The organism is Shewanella woodyi ATCC 51908 (assembly GCF_000019525.1).
Lineage (GTDB): Bacteria > Pseudomonadota > Gammaproteobacteria > Enterobacterales > Shewanellaceae > Shewanella > Shewanella woodyi.
On the sequence record NC_010506.1, the window covers coordinates 53,027 to 69,494 of the forward strand.

A 16,468-nucleotide genomic window follows, 5' to 3' on the forward strand; every position below is an offset into this window, starting at 1 on the left:
TGAAAAACTTCTTCAAATAAGCGCTTGACGCCAACCACGGAGAGTGTAGAATACGCCTCCTCAAGCCAACGACCAAGCGTCAACGGCCACACAATAGTGTGATGCTCTTTAACAATTCAAAACAAGAAATCTGTGTGGACACTCACAGGTGTTGAGTTATTCGAAATTGCTTTCTTGTCCTTCGGGATGTAAGCAATCAAAAATTTTCTCAATGAACCACTGAGTGACCATAGCAATATGTAAACTATGAATCGCAAGATTCATAAAACAGTATAATTCATTGAGCCGTTCTTCATTCTTAATCGGATGAGAACAAAAAAACTTTAATTGAAGAGTTTGATCATGGCTCAGATTGAACGCTGGCGGCAGGCCTAACACATGCAAGTCGAGCGGAAACAGGAGAGTAGCTTGCTACTTTCGCTGTCGAGCGGCGGACGGGTGAGTAATGCCTAGATATCTGCCTAGTCGTGGGGGATAACAGTTGGAAACGACTGCTAATACCGCATACGCCCTACGGGGGAAAGGAGGGGACCTTCGGGCCTTTCGCGATTAGATGAGTCTAGGTGGGATTAGCTAGTAGGTGAGGTAATGGCTCACCTAGGCGACGATCCCTAGCTGTTCTGAGAGGATGATCAGCCACACTGGGACTGAGACACGGCCCAGACTCCTACGGGAGGCAGCAGTGGGGAATATTGCACAATGGGCGAAAGCCTGATGCAGCCATGCCGCGTGTGTGAAGAAGGCCTTCGGGTTGTAAAGCACTTTCAGCGAGGAGGAAAGGTTAACGGTTAATAACCGTTAGCTGTGACGTTACTCGCAGAAGAAGCACCGGCTAACTTCGTGCCAGCAGCCGCGGTAATACGAGGGGTGCAAGCGTTAATCGGAATTACTGGGCGTAAAGCGTACGCAGGCGGTTTGTTAAGCCAGATGTGAAAGCCCCGGGCTCAACCTGGGAATTGCATTTGGAACTGGCAAACTAGAGTCTTGTAGAGGGGGGTAGAATTTCAGGTGTAGCGGTGAAATGCGTAGAGATCTGAAGGAATACCGGTGGCGAAGGCGGCCCCCTGGACAAAGACTGACGCTCAGGTACGAAAGCGTGGGGAGCAAACAGGATTAGATACCCTGGTAGTCCACGCCGTAAACGATGTCTACTCGGAGTTTGGTAACTTAGTTACTGGGCTCCCAAGCTAACGCATTAAGTAGACCGCCTGGGGAGTACGGCCGCAAGGTTAAAACTCAAATGAATTGACGGGGGCCCGCACAAGCGGTGGAGCATGTGGTTTAATTCGATGCAACGCGAAGAACCTTACCTACTCTTGACATCCACAGAACTTTTCAGAGATGAATTGGTGCCTTCGGGAACTGTGAGACAGGTGCTGCATGGCTGTCGTCAGCTCGTGTTGTGAAATGTTGGGTTAAGTCCCGCAACGAGCGCAACCCTTATCCTTATTTGCCAGCGAGTTATGTCGGGAACTTTAGGGAGACTGCCGGTGATAAACCGGAGGAAGGTGGGGACGACGTCAAGTCATCATGGCCCTTACGAGTAGGGCTACACACGTGCTACAATGGTCGGTACAGAGGGTTGCGAAGCCGCGAGGTGGAGCTAATCCCAGAAAGCCGGTCGTAGTCCGGATTGGAGTCTGCAACTCGACTCCATGAAGTCGGAATCGCTAGTAATCGTGGATCAGAATGCCACGGTGAATACGTTCCCGGGCCTTGTACACACCGCCCGTCACACCATGGGAGTGGGCTGCACCAGAAGTAGATAGCTTAACCTTCGGGAGGGCGTTTACCACGGTGTGGTTCATGACTGGGGTGAAGTCGTAACAAGGTAGCCCTAGGGGAACCTGGGGCTGGATCACCTCCTTACCTATACGACTAACTCGATGTTTGCTGAGTGTTCACACAGATAACTTGTTCTTGTTAGAGCGAGTGGCATACCTAAACGGTAATGCTTGTTCTTTAAAAATTTGGAAAGCTGATAGTATTAATTTAACGATTAATGCGAAATAAATAATTGAGTTCTCAAACACTTAAATCAAGTGCCGAACGATTTACCTTAGGGTAATGAATTCATGAGTATTCTTTTGGCGAAAGTAAACACCATTAGTTGCGATACAACGACTGAGCTTACCCGCTTGGTAGAGTTTGTTTCCTTGTGAAACTTATTTGGGTTGTATGGTTAAGTGACTAAGCGTATACGGTGGATGCCTTGGCAGTCAGAGGCGATGAAGGACGTAGTAACTTGCGAAAAGCGTTGGCGAGCTAGTAACAAGCATTTGAGCTAACGATGTCCGAATGGGGAAACCCACTTACATAAGTAAGTATCATTAACTGAATACATAGGTTAATGAGGCAAACCCGGGGAACTGAAACATCTAAGTACCCGGAGGAAAAGAAATCAACCGAGATTCCCCTAGTAGCGGCGAGCGAACGGGGATTAGCCCTTAAGCGTAGAGGGTGTTAGTGGAATGAGTTGGAAAGCTCAGCGGCACAGGGTGATAGCCCCGTACATGAAAACTAACTTTACGTGAAAACGAGTAGGACGGGACACGTGACATCTTGTCTGAACATGGGGGGACCATCCTCCAAGGCTAAATACTCCTGACTGACCGATAGTGAACCAGTACCGTGAGGGAAAGGCGAAAAGAACCCCTGTGAGGGGAGTGAAATAGAACCTGAAACCGTATACGTACAAGCAGTGGGAGCGGTTCTTGAGACCGTGACTGCGTACCTTTTGTATAATGGGTCAGCGACTTACATTTTGTAGCGAGGTTAAGCGAATAGCGGAGCCGTAGGGAAACCGAGTGTTAACTGCGCGTTTAGTTGCAAGGTGTAGACCCGAAACCCGGTGATCTATCCATGGGCAGGTTGAAGATTGAGTAACATCAATTGGAGGACCGAACCGACTTATGTTGAAAAATGAGCGGATGACTTGTGGATGGGGGTGAAAGGCCAATCAAACCGGGAGATATCTGGTTCTCCTCGAAAGCTATTTAGGTAGCGCCTCGAGCGAATACCATTGGGGGTAGAGCACTGTTAAGGCTAGGGGGTCATCCCGACTTACCAACCCTTTGCAAACTCCGAATACCAATGAGTACTACTCGGGAGACACACGGCGGGTGCTAACGTCCGTCGTGAAAAGGGAAACAACCCAGACCGTCAGCTAAGGTCCCAAAGTTATTGCTAAGTGGGAAACGATGTGGGAAGGCTTAGACAGCTAGGATGTTGGCTTAGAAGCAGCCATCATTTAAAGAAAGCGTAATAGCTCACTAGTCGAGTCGGCCTGCGCGGAAGATTTAACGGGGCTAAGCAATACACCGAAGCTACGGGTTTGCACCTTTGGGTGCAAGCGGTAGAGGAGCGTTCTGTAAGCCGTTGAAGGTGAAGGGGTAACCCACACTGGAGGTATCAGAAGTGCGAATGCTGACATGAGTAACGATAAAGGGAGTGAAAAACTCCCTCGCCGAAAGACCAAGGGTTCCTGTCCAATGTTAATCAGGGCAGGGTGAGTCGACCCCTAAGGCGAGGCCGAAAGGCGTAGTCGATGGGAAACGGGTTAATATTCCCGTACTTCTGCTAACTGCGATGGAGAGACGGAGAAGGCTAGGCTAGCGCGGCGTTGGTTGTCCGCGTTTAAGGCTGTAGGCTGTTCACTTAGGCAAATCCGGGTGAACATTAGGCTGAGAGTTGATGACGAGGTCCTAAGGGACTGAAGTAGTTGATGCCATGCTTCCAGGAAAATCTTCTAAGCTTCAGGTTAGCAGGAATCGTACCCCAAACCGACACAGGTGGTTGGGTAGAGAATACCAAGGCGCTTGAGAGAACTCGGCTGAAGGAACTAGGCAAAATGGTACCGTAACTTCGGGAGAAGGTACGCTCCCGACGGTGATGAGACTTGCTCTCTAAGCTGTTGGGAGTCGCAGATACCAGGTGGCTGCAACTGTTTATCAAAAACACAGTACTGTGCAAACTCGCAAGAGGAAGTATACGGTATGACGCCTGCCCGGTGCCGGAAGGTTAATTGATTGGGTTATCTTCGGAGAAGCTCATGATCGAAGCCCCGGTAAACGGCGGCCGTAACTATAACGGTCCTAAGGTAGCGAAATTCCTTGTCGGGTAAGTTCCGACCTGCACGAATGGCGTAATGATGGCCACGCTGTCTCCAGCCGAGACTCAGTGAAGTTGAAATTGCGGTGAAGATGCCGTATACCCGCGGCTAGACGGAAAGACCCCGTGCACCTTTACTATAGCTTGGCACTGAACATTGAACCTACATGTGTAGGATAGGTGGGAGCCTTTGAAGCAGGAACGCTAGTTCTTGTGGAGGCAATCTTGAAATACCACCCTTGTAGCTTTGATGTTCTAACTCTGGCCCCTGAATCGGGGTTGAGGACAGTGCCTGGTGGGTAGTTTGACTGGGGCGGTCTCCTCCCAAAGAGTAACGGAGGAGCACGAAGGTTGGCTAAGTACGGTCGGACATCGTACGGTTAGTGCAATGGCATAAGCCAGCTTAACTGCGAGACATACACGTCGAGCAGGTACGAAAGTAGGTCATAGTGATCCGGTGGTTCTGAATGGAAGGGCCATCGCTCAACGGATAAAAGGTACGCCGGGGATAACAGGCTGATACCGCCCAAGAGTTCATATCGACGGCGGTGTTTGGCACCTCGATGTCGGCTCATCACATCCTGGGGCTGAAGTCGGTCCCAAGGGTATGGCTGTTCGCCATTTAAAGTGGTACGCGAGCTGGGTTCAGAACGTCGTGAGACAGTTCGGTCCCTATCTGCCGTGGGCGTTGGATGATTGAAGGAAGCTGCTCCTAGTACGAGAGGACCGGAGTGGACGAACCGCTGGTGTTCGGGTTGTTATGCCAATAGCATTGCCCGGTAGCTACGTTCGGAATCGATAACCGCTGAAAGCATCTAAGCGGGAAGCGAGTCCTAAGATGAGTCATCCCTAGGAATTAAATTCCTCTAAAGAGCCGTTCGAGACTAGGACGTTGATAGGTCAGGTGTGTAAGCGTTGTGAGGCGTTGAGCTAACTGATACTAATGACTCGTGAGGCTTAACCATACAACCCAGATGGGTTTTATGAGTAGCTAGTGTGATTACTTCATAAGCACAAAAGAATACGAACTTGATTTAAGTTTGAGACAATTATTTAAAGCTTTCTAAGTTTACCCAATTAGTCTGGAAACAATAGCATTGTGGTCCCACCTGATCCCATCTCGAACTCAGAAGTGAAACGCAATCGCGCCGATGGTAGTGTGGGGTCTCCCCATGTGAGAGTAGGTCATTTCCAGGCGCCTAATAAGCTCAAAAGAGCACGTCTCCTAACCATGACAAGTTAGCGACGGTAAAAGAATTTAGACTTCGGTCTAAAGGAGCGGTAGTTCAGTTGGTTAGAATACCGGCCTGTCACGCCGGGGGTCGCGGGTTCGAGTCCCGTCCGCTCCGCCAACACAAAGACGAAAGCCTCTGCAGAAATGCAGAGGCTTTTTTCGTTTTGAGGAAAAAGGAGCGGTCACTTTCAACCATCCATGGTCTACGTGACATTTGTACATCCATGCACTTTACCGTTCGCGACCATCCTTGGTCTTCACGGCATTTGTACTTCCATGTACTTTGTAGTTCAGTTGGACTAAAATTGTTCCAGACAATTTTTAGCATACACTCCATCCATGGAGATATTAGGGCTTTTCATTAGAGATAGTCTTTATATATCCTGTATATAGCTAGTTCCGCATCTCAGTCTCTCGTTTAGAGCATTTATCTGTGTGTCATTCCATGGTGTTTGAGGCCTATTAGAATATGGTCTTTTTGGCTATAAAATTGTGTGTTTTCCATTTACCTAGTTATTAAATCATGGGTTATTTTGCCTCACAGGAGAATTATCGTTAGCATAGGGTATGTGCGTTTTTATGATTATTTGTTCTTTTAGGTATTTTGCTCTTGTTTAAAAAGTTTAGGCCTTCGTTAGCCTATGGTATTCCGATCTTTACATCCCTCCTCTATCTCTGTCTGATGACAGCGGACTATTTTTATGAGCGCAGTGAGAAACGGGAGGAGGCGATCTCCACTGAAGTTGCTCATATCGAGCAGCACCTGATTAGAATGCAGCACATTGTTGAGTCTGCACTTTCTATGCAGGATTCAGCAAGAATAGAGCAGGAGATCTCTTTAGCGGCAGCAGATTTGAGTATCATGGTTTATACGGTACTAAACAGTAAAAGCGTGATACGTTTTGCTAATCATCTAGTATGGCGAGACAGTTTAGCGACTCAAGTTATCGATGGTTATGATCTGGAGCTTCATCGTCGTACGACTAAGGAGAGCGCTCCGACAACCTTCGTTAACTCAGAGCGGTTGTCGATACAGACTTATTATCCTCTGCACACTAACTTTCAAAATGATAAAGCAGATCTCCATGATCTTATCTATATGGAGTATGACATCTCCCCTTTGATAAATAAGGTAGATAATGATGTGCAATCTAGCTTTATACGATCAGTCGCTGTGAGTCTGATCGGTATCTTGTTATTCCTGCTTCTTATGCATATCTATCTGATACGCCCCTTGAGAACTTTGGGGCTGAAAGCAAGTAGTTCGGCTCAGTTGCCTAATGGCTTAGGTTCAAACGATAAACCTGTTACTGCGATATTTAGTGAAGTGGTGGCGATTCAAGAGCACCTTAGAGATTTTTCAGAGAAATTAAGCCACAGCAAAAAACAGCTTAATGATAGCCAGAAGAGGTGGCTGTTTGCCGTTGAAATTTCGAAAAACGGTATTTGGGACTGGAACTTAAAGAGTAATGAAGTGTTTCTTTCTGATCGGTGGAAAGAGATGCTTGGATATGAAGTCGATGAGTTAAAGCATGAGTTGAATACCTGGCAGGAACTGCTGCACCCAGAAGATAAGATAGAAGCACTAAAGCTGTTAAATCAATATCTCAATAATGAGATGGAGGAGTTTGAGAGCGTACATAGGCTTAGGCATAAGGAAGGGCATTATATCTGGGTATTGGACAGGGGAATGGTTGTTGATTGGGATGAAACTGGAGCACCAGTTCGGATGATCGGTACTCACACTGATGTTTCTGATGATGTGAGAAATCAACAAGCGATTATTCACCAAACTAAGCATGATATTTTAACTGGCTTGGCAAATCGAAGTGCCCTACTTGATGAGCTTTATGCGCTTAAGGTTCAGCAACAAGGTGATTTCGCGGCACTGTTTGTGATCGATCTTGATAATTTTAAGATGATTAACGATGCCCTAGGTCATCACAGAGGTGACAGGATTCTAATTAAGGTGGCGGCGCGTTTATCGAGCCATTTTTCTACTAATGTTTTGATCGCTCGTTTAGGCTCTGATGAGTTTGTTTTATTAGTTAAGTCATTAGGAGATGATCTGACTAGCGTAAACAGACGTACAGTCGCTTTGGCTAGTCAGATCCGTCAGATGGTGGGTAGAAGTTTTCATATTACTAACCAGACAATAAACATCTCTGCCAGTGTTGGGATATGTGTTCTTAATGATCTTGCCAATATGGAGCCGGAGCAGATGCTGCAACATGCTGATCTTGCAATGCATCAGGCAAAAGAGAAGGGGCGAGATGCCCATGCAATCTATAACACTGAAATGGAGGAGATTGTGCAAAAGAGTTTGTGGATCAGCAGCGAGTTAAAACGTGCAATCGTAAAAGAACAGCTCTCTTTAGTATTCCAGCCGATCCTTGATAGAGATGGTGAAATTGTGTGTGCTGAAGTGTTATTGCGTTGGACACACCCCGAGAAAGGCCCTATTTCACCAGCTGAGTTCATCCCCGTTGCTGAGGGGAGCGGTCTGATTCAAGAGATAGGGTATTGGGTGCTAAAGGAGACCTGTTACTTTATCAATAGACTGAAAGCGCGAGGCATTGTTTTATCTTCAGTAGCCATAAATGTCAGTGCAAGACAGTTCAATCAAGATCTCTTTGTTGAAAATCTACTTACTGAGATCATGGAGCAGGGTCTTGCAGCCGATACCATTGAGCTTGAGTTGACCGAATATGCTTTATTGACCAATCTGGATATCATCAAGCAGAGGATGCATGTGTTGAAAGAGTCAGGGATCTCAATTGCAATTGATGACTTTGGTACAGGTTACAGTTCGTTAAGTTATCTGCAAACTCTACCTCTATCTAGACTTAAATTGGATGCGGCTTTTGTGAGTAAAATAGGCGAGAACGATGCCTCTAATGCTATCGTTAAAGCTATCATCAATATGGCTCACAGCTTAAACCTCAAGGTTGTGGCTGAAGGGGTTGAAACGCAGGAGCAACATCAGTTTTTGCGAGATCATGATTGCGACACATTTCAAGGCTATCTGTTCAGTCGCCCCTTAGATGAAGAGGCGTTTATTCAATCTCTACTTAAACCAAATACAATTCAAGATGGCAAGTTAACCTGCTTATAAGTGTCGCCGTGAATTAGTTCGCCAAAAGACACTCTGAGTAGATCAGCTTCTTATACTGATTGCTATTACGGCTTCGCAGAATACTTATCAAAGAAGTTAATTAGCTCTGTAAGCGTCAAGTTTCTGCTCTCATCTCGCTCCATAAAGAGCTCATGACGAGCATTAGGGATATTGATAAGCATACAGCGGTCACTGACGGCGTGGTACTGGGCGAAGTTATCGACAATAGTATCTTCATCAGCCTGAAGGATTAAGATGGGCGTATCACTGTTTTTAGCCGCTTCAACCGTCTTTTCCCCTGCATCAATTGATTCAAATAACCAGTGGTTGGTTGGTGACCCGAGCTTTAACTCTGGGTGGATCTCATAGAGTGTGCGGTAATTTTCGTAACGCAACTGACTATGGGTAAGATCATTTTTGGCAAAAGCTACAGGGTCGTAATCTTTACCACCCAAAATATAGTTGGGCTCTTTGTTGGGCGAGCTAGTATCTAGCTGTTTAGCCAACCAGCGGATAAAGCGGCGACTAATAGGCAGTTTAATGCCATACATGGGGGCTGAAAAAACAGCCGCCTTGAATGTTTGTGGGTGTTTATTCAGATAAAGAGTACCTATGGCCCCACCCATAGAGTGGCCAACTAGAAACAGCTCCTGATGCTGATTTGGTGTCACTATTTCGTCGATAAAGAGGGCGAAGTCTTCGACATAGGTATCAAATCTGTCTATATGGCCTTGGTGTGTGTTGGCTGTGGTTCTACTTGAAAGGCCTTGGCCACGATGATCGATGGCGTAAATGCTATAGCCCTGCTGATAAAGATCAAATATCAGCTCTTGGTATTTTAAATAAGATTCAACTCTACCATTACTGATCACGATAGCCTTGGTGCTACCTGGATGTGCTACATAAGCATAAGCTAAGTTGATATTGTCAGAGGTTTTGATGACCGATTGGGTGACTGTTTGCCAAAATGCTTGCTGCTCAGCTGTGTTGAGTGCGTGCTCCGATGAAAAAGTGTTATCAGCAGCTTGAGGTTGAGCGTGTGTTTGTTGATCTAGGGCTAGAGACATATCTTCTATAGAGTTCGTTATGCTTATTAGCCAGTGTATACCGAAACTGTTTGTGAGCCACTATGTTTCTCGTGACTCACAAACTACTTATCTATCCTTTTTGGGTCAAGATAAAGTCTTGGATCTGCTGCTCCAGCACCGACATGGGCACAGAGCCATTTTCGAGTATAGCGTCATGAAAGGCTCTGATATCAAACTTTTCTCCTAGCTCTTGCTCGGCTTGGGCACGTAGTCGCTTAATGGTGAGCTCACCCACTTTATAAGAGAGCGCTTGTCCTGGCCACGAGATGTACCTGTCTATCTCTGTCGTGACGTTGTGTAGCGATAGCGCGGTGTTGTTCGCCATAAAGTCCAGTGCTTGTTGACGGCTCCACCCTTTAGCATGCATACCTGTGTCGACAACGAGTCGCGCGGCGCGCCACATCTCATAGGTCAGTCGTCCAAAATTACTGTAGGGATCTTGATAGAAGCCCGCTTCTAATCCTAAGTACTCGGAATAGAGGCCCCAACCTTCACCGAAGGCTGAGATATAGCTGTAACGGCGAAAGTTTGGTAGTGAAGTCAACTCAGTATTGAGGGCTATCTGCAGGTGGTGACCAGGAACAGCTTCATGAAGTGTTAGGGCTTCCATCTCGTAGAGTGGACGTTTGTCCAAGGCGTAAGTGTTGACCCAATAGTAACCTGGTTCATCATCTCGGCTCGAACCTGAGTAACGTCCCGTGGTGTACTTAGGGGCAATCTCTGCTGGTACTTCCTGAATGCCATAGGGAGTGCGTGGCAGTTTCCCGAAATACTTAGGCAGCATTGCATCGGCTTTCTTGGCGATATAGGCGGCTTCTTTTAGTAATTCCTCCTTGGTTTTGGGATAAAACTGGGGATCGGTACGAAGAAAGTTAAGAAACTCAGCAAATGTTCCCTTAAAACCCACCTCAGCAATAATTGCTTCCATCTCACCGCGTATACGTTTGACCTCCTCTAGCCCTAATTCATGGACTTGATCTGAGGTCATCTCTAAGGTGGTGTAGTACCTAACTCGGTTTTCATAGAAGGCTTCGCCATCGGGTAAACTTGCCGTGGCTATGCTAGTGCGGGCGTTAGGGATATAACTTTGAGTCATAAAGTCATAGAACTGCTGGTAAAGAGGCAGAACTTGTTTCTCAATCAGCTTATGGCCCTGTTTTTTTAGAGCTGTTCTTTGTGCCTCACTAAAGTGCTTGGGGAACTCAGTGAAAGGTTTGAAATAGCCACTCTCCTCTACAGGTACCAGAAAGGCGCTGATGCTGTTTTCAAATCCATTGAGGGTGACCTTAGGCGGGGTGATACCTGCTGCTAAGCCCTGCTCGAGCCAATAAGTCTGCTGGGCAAAGTATTGAGGCAGTGCTGCGAGTTTTTTTAGGTAGTTGGTGTAATCCTGTTCATTAGCAAAGCGATCCTTAGCTATTGAGCCTATGTAGGCGTGAAAGCCGCTCTCCGATGAGATGGGAAGGTAGTGGTCTTTATAGCGGTAGAGGTCGACATCGTTTTGGAGCTGATCTTGTAGGATGCGCGCGTTAATCGACTCCTCTTTTGAAAGTGCCTCTCTGTCGAGGGCTTTGAGTTTGTTAAGTACGACTTGGCGTCTGTTATCTAGCTTAGCTAGGCTGTCAGGAGATAGATCAGTGAGCTTGCCCGCCTGAGCTAAATCTCCTTGGGAATAAGCAAAGTCGGGGCTGGCATCTAAGGTTATCTTCCAGGCTTCATCAATCATACTTTGCAACGACAGGTTTGGCTGAGTTTGAACTGTTTGACTCGTTGCCTCTGGTGCAGTATTTACCTGGCAGGCTGTTAAACTGATAGCGAGTAAACTAGGTACAAGTATTCTGTACATAAAAAGTCCTTTATCTGTTTTTATAATTTGGATTTTTAAGCAGAAGAGACCCTAGCATTATTTTAGAATTTTGTATGCAATCTTGTTAGTTTTCGCTGTGATTATCACTTTGATGAGCTGCTAGTGTGGGCGTTTATGGATAAAAAAAGCCGACACTCAGGTCGGCTTTTTATGGTTTAACTTTTACTTCTCGTTAAATAACGCGAGAGAATTGCTGCTGTCTTGCCTTTTCACGGTAGTAAACATCAAAACAGATACAGATATTACGGATCAACAAACGGCCAGTAGGGCTGATGGTGATCTTTCTGTCTGTGATGTCGACTAGCTTATCATCGATAAAGGTTTGCAGTAGTTTAAGGTCTTCACTGAAGTACTCTTCAAAGTTAATACCTAGTTTCTCATCGATTTGAGCCATATCAAGGTCAAAATGACAGATAAGCTGCTTAATCACCACACGACGGATCTCATCGTCACGGTTTAAGCTACAGCCTTTCCACAATGCATGACCTAACTTATCTACTGACTCATAGTAAGGGCGAATGTCTTTTTGGTTTTGAGCGTAACAGTCACCGATCTGGCTGATTGATGATACACCCAGTCCCAATAGGTCGCACTCCTCTTGAGTGGTATAACCTTGGAAGTTTCTGTGCAGACGACCTTCATTTTGCAGAATCGACAGTTCATCATCTGGCTTAGCAAAGTGATCCATACCTATGTATTGGTACCCTGCACCCGTTAAGGTTTCGATAGTCTGGTGGAGCATATCTAGCTTCTGCTGAGGTGATGCTAGATCTTCATCTTTAATCTTACGCTGAGCTGCAAAACGGGCAGGCAGATGTGCGTAGTTAAAGACAGATAAACGATCTGGGTCGAGATCTAGCACGCGCTGCATTGTCTCTGCGAAAGTCTCAGGTGTCTGGTGTGGCAGGCCATAGATAAGGTCAATGTTTGTTGAAACAAAGCCTAGCTCTTTTGCTCTGGCCATCAGGTCAAAGATGAACTGCTCATCTTGCTCACGGTTTACCGCGATTTGAACCTTTTTATTGAAGTCTTGTACACCGATAGAGATGCGGTTAAAGCCCGCTTCTTTAAGCGTATCAAGCATAGAGAGCTCAATCTCACGTGGATCCACTTCGATAGAGTATTCGCCTTTATCAGCGACATTGAAGTGCTCTTTGATAAGTGAAGAGAGCTTTAGGATCTGATCTGGGCTTAAAAAGGTCGGTGTACCGCCACCCCAGTGAATTTGAGTTACAAGGTAGTTCTTAAACAGCGGAGCACGTTTAACGATTTCAGCAGCTAGGTATTCGATATATTGATCGGCTTTATGTTGGTGACGAGTGATCACCTTATTACAGCCGCAGTAGTAGCAAAGCTTAGCGCAGAAAGGGATATGCAGATAAAGAGATAACTTATCGCTTTTGCTGTTTGCAATGGAAGTGAGTAGCTTCTCTTCAGTAAAAGAGTCATCAAATTCCAATGCCGTAGGGTATGACGTATAACGGGGACCGCTGTAATTGTATTTTTCGATCATTGACTGATCCCAACTAATTTGGGTGGGCTGCTTCAAGGCGTGTCCTCCGGGTAGTAATTTAGCAAGGTGTAAAGTATGCATCGTTATTCATTGGATAACTATGATCCATGTTATAAAAATGAAGTCTGCATAATTAAAGAGTGAAAGAATATCCCTGAAATCGAGGTGAATGTCAGTGTTCCTGTGGAGAATTTGTGCACGGACTCACGCCTTAACCCTTTTTATCCTATTTAATTCTTAGCTTTACCTAAAAAGTGTTAATGCAAAGGAGTAGGGGTAAACGTGGTGAGCTGCTTAGCTTCTTGCAAAATTTCTGTCTCTAATTCGGCTTCTGAGCGCATACGAGCATAGTCGAGCTTCATGCGGGCTCTTTTCTCAAGCTGCTTACGCTCGGCCATAATGGGGTGAGACTCAATCACGGCAAAGTGTTTAAAGATAGCTGGGTAATCGTTGGCCACCTGCTCAGATAGCGAGATAATATTGAATAAGTTGGCAATTCTCATCACACCTTCAGATAGCTCACACCTATCCTCCAACATCGCGGTGGCGATATAACGGATACTATCTAAGTGCTCTTCGAGTTTAGCTTTATGGGCGGCATCTAGCTCAGCCTGTTTTGCTAGTCTATCGGCAGTCTGCTTACGTAGTTTGAGTATTAATATGGTGGCGTAGCAGGCTAGAGAAGCTACGATGATAAAACCGAGTATAAGCAGTACTGTTGTCATCTTTTATCCATATATAGAGAAATGGCATCAATATCGATGCCATTTTAGAAGGTAGAAAGTCTTTATTCTTTGTTTTGGAAATCTTTAAGCAGATCAGCGCCCGATTCAAACTTATCGAATAGATCGTCATCGCTGTTGGTGACTGATTTCATCACATGCTCAAGATCATCCTCTTCGGTAATGCCTAAACGCTCCATTAGTGCTTCGATCTGGTTTAGTTGCTTCTCTAACCACTTTTGATCATCTTGTGGTAACTCTCGTCCCTCTTCAAGCATATCAAGAAGCTGGTTTAGTCTTGGATCGTCTTCTAATTTAAGTAACTTCTGCTCATCAGTGAGCTTAGGCCCTTTCTCTTTTTTAGGTGCAACAACCTTAGAGGGAAGATCGAGTTTTACAGCCACTTTGCTACCGTGACGAGGATCTTTTTTCTGAGTCGCAGTGCCGTTTACACTACCTACAACCTTTTTGTTGTGGCGGCTACCGGCTTTATTGCCTGTGTCTTTCTTTTTACCAGAAAGAACACGTTCGTTCTTCTTGGTTCTGGGAGCTAACTTAGGTGAGTTTTCATTAGCTTTACGCGATTTTTTAGAGTGTGCCATGGGTTTTCTCAATAACTGGTAATACGAATTTGGTATGGAAGCGCCGATGAAATATCAAGCTAGCTAACTTTGGCCGCGTGTTATATCAGATCCTGATGGTTTTTGCACCAAAATGAGATCATTTGCTGCGAATAATAGCTTAAAACCCGCCTGCTCGGCTAGATACTCGAAAGTTGAGCGTTGATAAAAGCTGACATGGGTCAGGTTGTTCTTGTGGTGCCATTTATCGAAAGAGTGGATATCTGTGAGTAATTTGGTGCTAATGGCGAGCCAGCCTCCAGGTTTGAGCATGGTGCCTAGCAGAGACCACTCTTTAAAAGGAAAGCGGAAATGTTCAAATACTTTGTAGCAGCAAATATAGTCATAATGCTGCTTTAATAGGTGGTGATCGGGTGCAAAGAAGGGATCATATTGTTCAATATGGTGCTGATGTAGTCCCGTACTTGAAAGTGAGCTTGAGTCTAACACTCGGCCAAAGTTAAGGCCGGATAGTGGTGCTGATGAACCTTGTTCACATTGCGCAATTAAACTGATTAGAAATTGAGTCAGTGCAGCCTGCTTCTTTCTGTTGCTTTCAAGATATCTATTCTTCTCAACTTGAGGGGGAAGGTGAGAGGTCGCATCGGAAAAAATTAACTGGCAGTGGCTGCATGTATACATGTCGCGTTTTTTGTTGCGGTGAAATAGAGAGGTATCAGTGTTGTGGCAAAGGGGACATCTGTGCATCTTCAGCATTCACTAATCGAGATAGGTCGTAGGACAAAGTAGCATAAAAAAAGGCGACAGTATGACTGTCGCCTTCAAAAAGTGTCAAAGACACCAATTCTTGTTCCAAGTTTCCGTACTTGCTATGCGACTTTCCCGGTCAGTATCCATCTTTTTTTTGGCTGCTTTCCATGCATAGTATTTTAGTTGTCGGTCATCCAGACACTTTCTTAATATCCTGAGTCATCCTGACCACAGCTTCCGTAGATGGTCTTCATGACACATCACTATCCAAATCGTCATCTTTGACGTTTAATAAACCATCCCTGTTTGGTTTACTGTTAGCTTAGTTAATCATTACTCTAAAACAGCAAGCTGCGAAGTAATCTTCTCTAAACCTGTAAGGGAGCGCTACTAGAGCTATTTGGCCTTCCTAACCAAGTTCCTTACAAAAGTTTTACTGACCTGGATTTCAAGTGAAATCACGACTCTTTATTATTTTTAGAGAGTGGTCTTAATTATATTATTGTTATTGAATATATTTATTCTTATATCTTAAATGTAATTGTAACCGAAAACTGTAAGTTGTTATTAGATATTTTATACAAACAGATGGGTTCATCTCGGTACGGGCTCAATTAAACCTAAATCTGTGATCACTGTCAAGCATGTTTTTAAGGTAAGTTTACGTAAAGGTAATGCTAAAGTACAAAAAAAGGTGGCCTCGCCACCTTTTTTTAACATGCCTAAATACTACTTAAGGCTTGATATATATTTAGATAATGCTTCTGCATCTTCAGTTGTAAGCTTGCTAGCAATATCTTGCATCATGCCATTTAAATCGTTGTTACGACTTGTATCACGAAACTTATTTATCTGGATCGTGAGATAATTAGCATGTTGTCCACCGATTGCAGGGAAACCTGCTAGTTCAGAACCTGCTCCACTAGGACCGTGACAAGCGATACAGGCAGTAATGCCACGAGCGACATCACCGCTCTTGTATAGTTGCTCACCTAGTTCAGGAATATCTGCGACTTCCACTTGAGTTTGTGTCTGTGAAGCGTAAAATGCCGCGACATCTTTAATATCTTGGTCGCTAAGCATCATGGCCATTCCGCCCATGATTGGATCGTTACGACCCTCTTTACCACCTGTCTGAGCAGCGCTGCGGAAATCGCGCATCTGCTTTTCAAGGTAAGTCGCTTGTTGACCGGCAAGTTTTGGGTACATGTCTATCATGCTGTTACCATCAACACCGTGACAGGCAGAACAAACGACGGCTTTCGTTTTTCCTGCTTCAGCATTACCTTCTGCCATTGCAGGTGAAGAGATTGAGGCTAAAACAGATAGCGCAAGAGCTAACTTTTTCATGGCGTTCCAACTTATTTGTTAAATTTTTTGTCCTGAGCTTACTAGCATAGCTCGCAAGCGTGATAAAATGTACTTATTGTGATCGAGGTAATATTTTACACGAAATTGTGAAAATGTAAGCAACTCTTCGATATTTAA

The 16,468-nt window shown here is 45.2% G+C and carries 9 protein-coding genes, 1 tRNA gene and 3 rRNA genes; 5 read left to right on the top strand and 8 right to left on the bottom strand.

All coding sequences use genetic code 11. The features are described from left to right. Nucleotides 1–324 precede the first annotated feature (324 nt). The 5 genes from SWOO_RS00245 (at nt 325) to SWOO_RS00265 (ending at nt 8,459) form a co-directional block, all read left to right on the top strand. Nucleotides 325–1,869 (top strand): 16S ribosomal RNA (locus tag SWOO_RS00245). A 311-nt stretch (nt 1,870–2,180) separates the two neighbouring features. Beyond that, a 23S ribosomal RNA gene (locus tag SWOO_RS00250) occupies nt 2,181–5,075 on the top strand. A 116-nt stretch (nt 5,076–5,191) separates the two neighbouring features. Then, nucleotides 5,192–5,307, top strand: a 5S ribosomal RNA gene (gene rrf, locus SWOO_RS00255). The 16S, 23S and 5S rRNA genes sit together here with 1 tRNA gene alongside, the layout of an rRNA operon. Nucleotides 5,308–5,385: 78 nt before the next feature. Then, a tRNA-Asp gene (locus SWOO_RS00260) sits at nt 5,386–5,462 on the top strand. Between the two features lie 492 nt (nt 5,463–5,954). Then, nucleotides 5,955–8,459: a bifunctional diguanylate cyclase/phosphodiesterase gene (locus SWOO_RS00265; RefSeq protein ID WP_229377277.1), complete on the top strand. Its 2,505-nt coding sequence runs from the start codon at nt 5,955–5,957 to the stop codon at nt 8,457–8,459. 65 nt (nt 8,460–8,524) lie between these two features. Here SWOO_RS00265 and SWOO_RS00270 read toward each other — a convergent pair whose 3' ends face one another. The 8 genes from SWOO_RS00270 to SWOO_RS00300 form a co-directional block, all read right to left on the bottom strand. Next, nucleotides 8,525–9,526 (bottom strand): alpha/beta fold hydrolase, encoded by a 1,002-nt coding sequence (locus SWOO_RS00270; protein WP_012322701.1) that lies wholly within the window; start codon nt 9,524–9,526, stop codon nt 8,525–8,527. A 91-nt stretch (nt 9,527–9,617) separates the two neighbouring features. Next, nucleotides 9,618–11,393: a DUF885 domain-containing protein gene (locus SWOO_RS00275; protein WP_012322702.1), complete on the bottom strand. Its 1,776-nt coding sequence runs from the start codon at nt 11,391–11,393 to the stop codon at nt 9,618–9,620. Between the two features lie 193 nt (nt 11,394–11,586). Further along, nucleotides 11,587–12,963, bottom strand: coding sequence for an oxygen-independent coproporphyrinogen III oxidase (gene hemN, locus SWOO_RS00280; RefSeq protein ID WP_195742890.1), 1,377 nt, complete (start codon nt 12,961–12,963; stop codon nt 11,587–11,589). Nucleotides 12,964–13,184: 221 nt separating this feature from the next. Beyond that, the gene (locus SWOO_RS00285) at nt 13,185–13,652 is read right to left on the bottom strand and encodes a DUF2489 domain-containing protein (protein ID WP_012322704.1); all 468 of its coding nucleotides are present in this window, start codon (nt 13,650–13,652) and stop codon (nt 13,185–13,187) included. A gap of 62 nt (nt 13,653–13,714) precedes the next feature. Continuing rightward, nucleotides 13,715–14,251, bottom strand: a complete 537-nt coding sequence (gene yihI, locus SWOO_RS00290; protein ID WP_012322705.1) for a Der GTPase-activating protein YihI — start codon at nt 14,249–14,251, stop codon at nt 13,715–13,717. Between the two features lie 63 nt (nt 14,252–14,314). After that, nucleotides 14,315–14,977: a class I SAM-dependent methyltransferase gene (locus SWOO_RS00295; RefSeq protein WP_012322706.1), complete on the bottom strand. Its 663-nt coding sequence runs from the start codon at nt 14,975–14,977 to the stop codon at nt 14,315–14,317. Continuing rightward, the gene (locus SWOO_RS26350; RefSeq protein ID WP_267864813.1) at nt 14,946–15,071 is read right to left on the bottom strand and encodes a hypothetical protein; all 126 of its coding nucleotides are present in this window, start codon (nt 15,069–15,071) and stop codon (nt 14,946–14,948) included. The genes SWOO_RS00295 and SWOO_RS26350 overlap by 32 nt, the downstream gene beginning before the upstream one ends. A gap of 638 nt (nt 15,072–15,709) precedes the next feature. Beyond that, nucleotides 15,710–16,330, bottom strand: a complete 621-nt coding sequence (locus tag SWOO_RS00300) for a c-type cytochrome (RefSeq protein WP_012322707.1) — start codon at nt 16,328–16,330, stop codon at nt 15,710–15,712. Nucleotides 16,331–16,468: the final 138 nt, after the last annotated feature.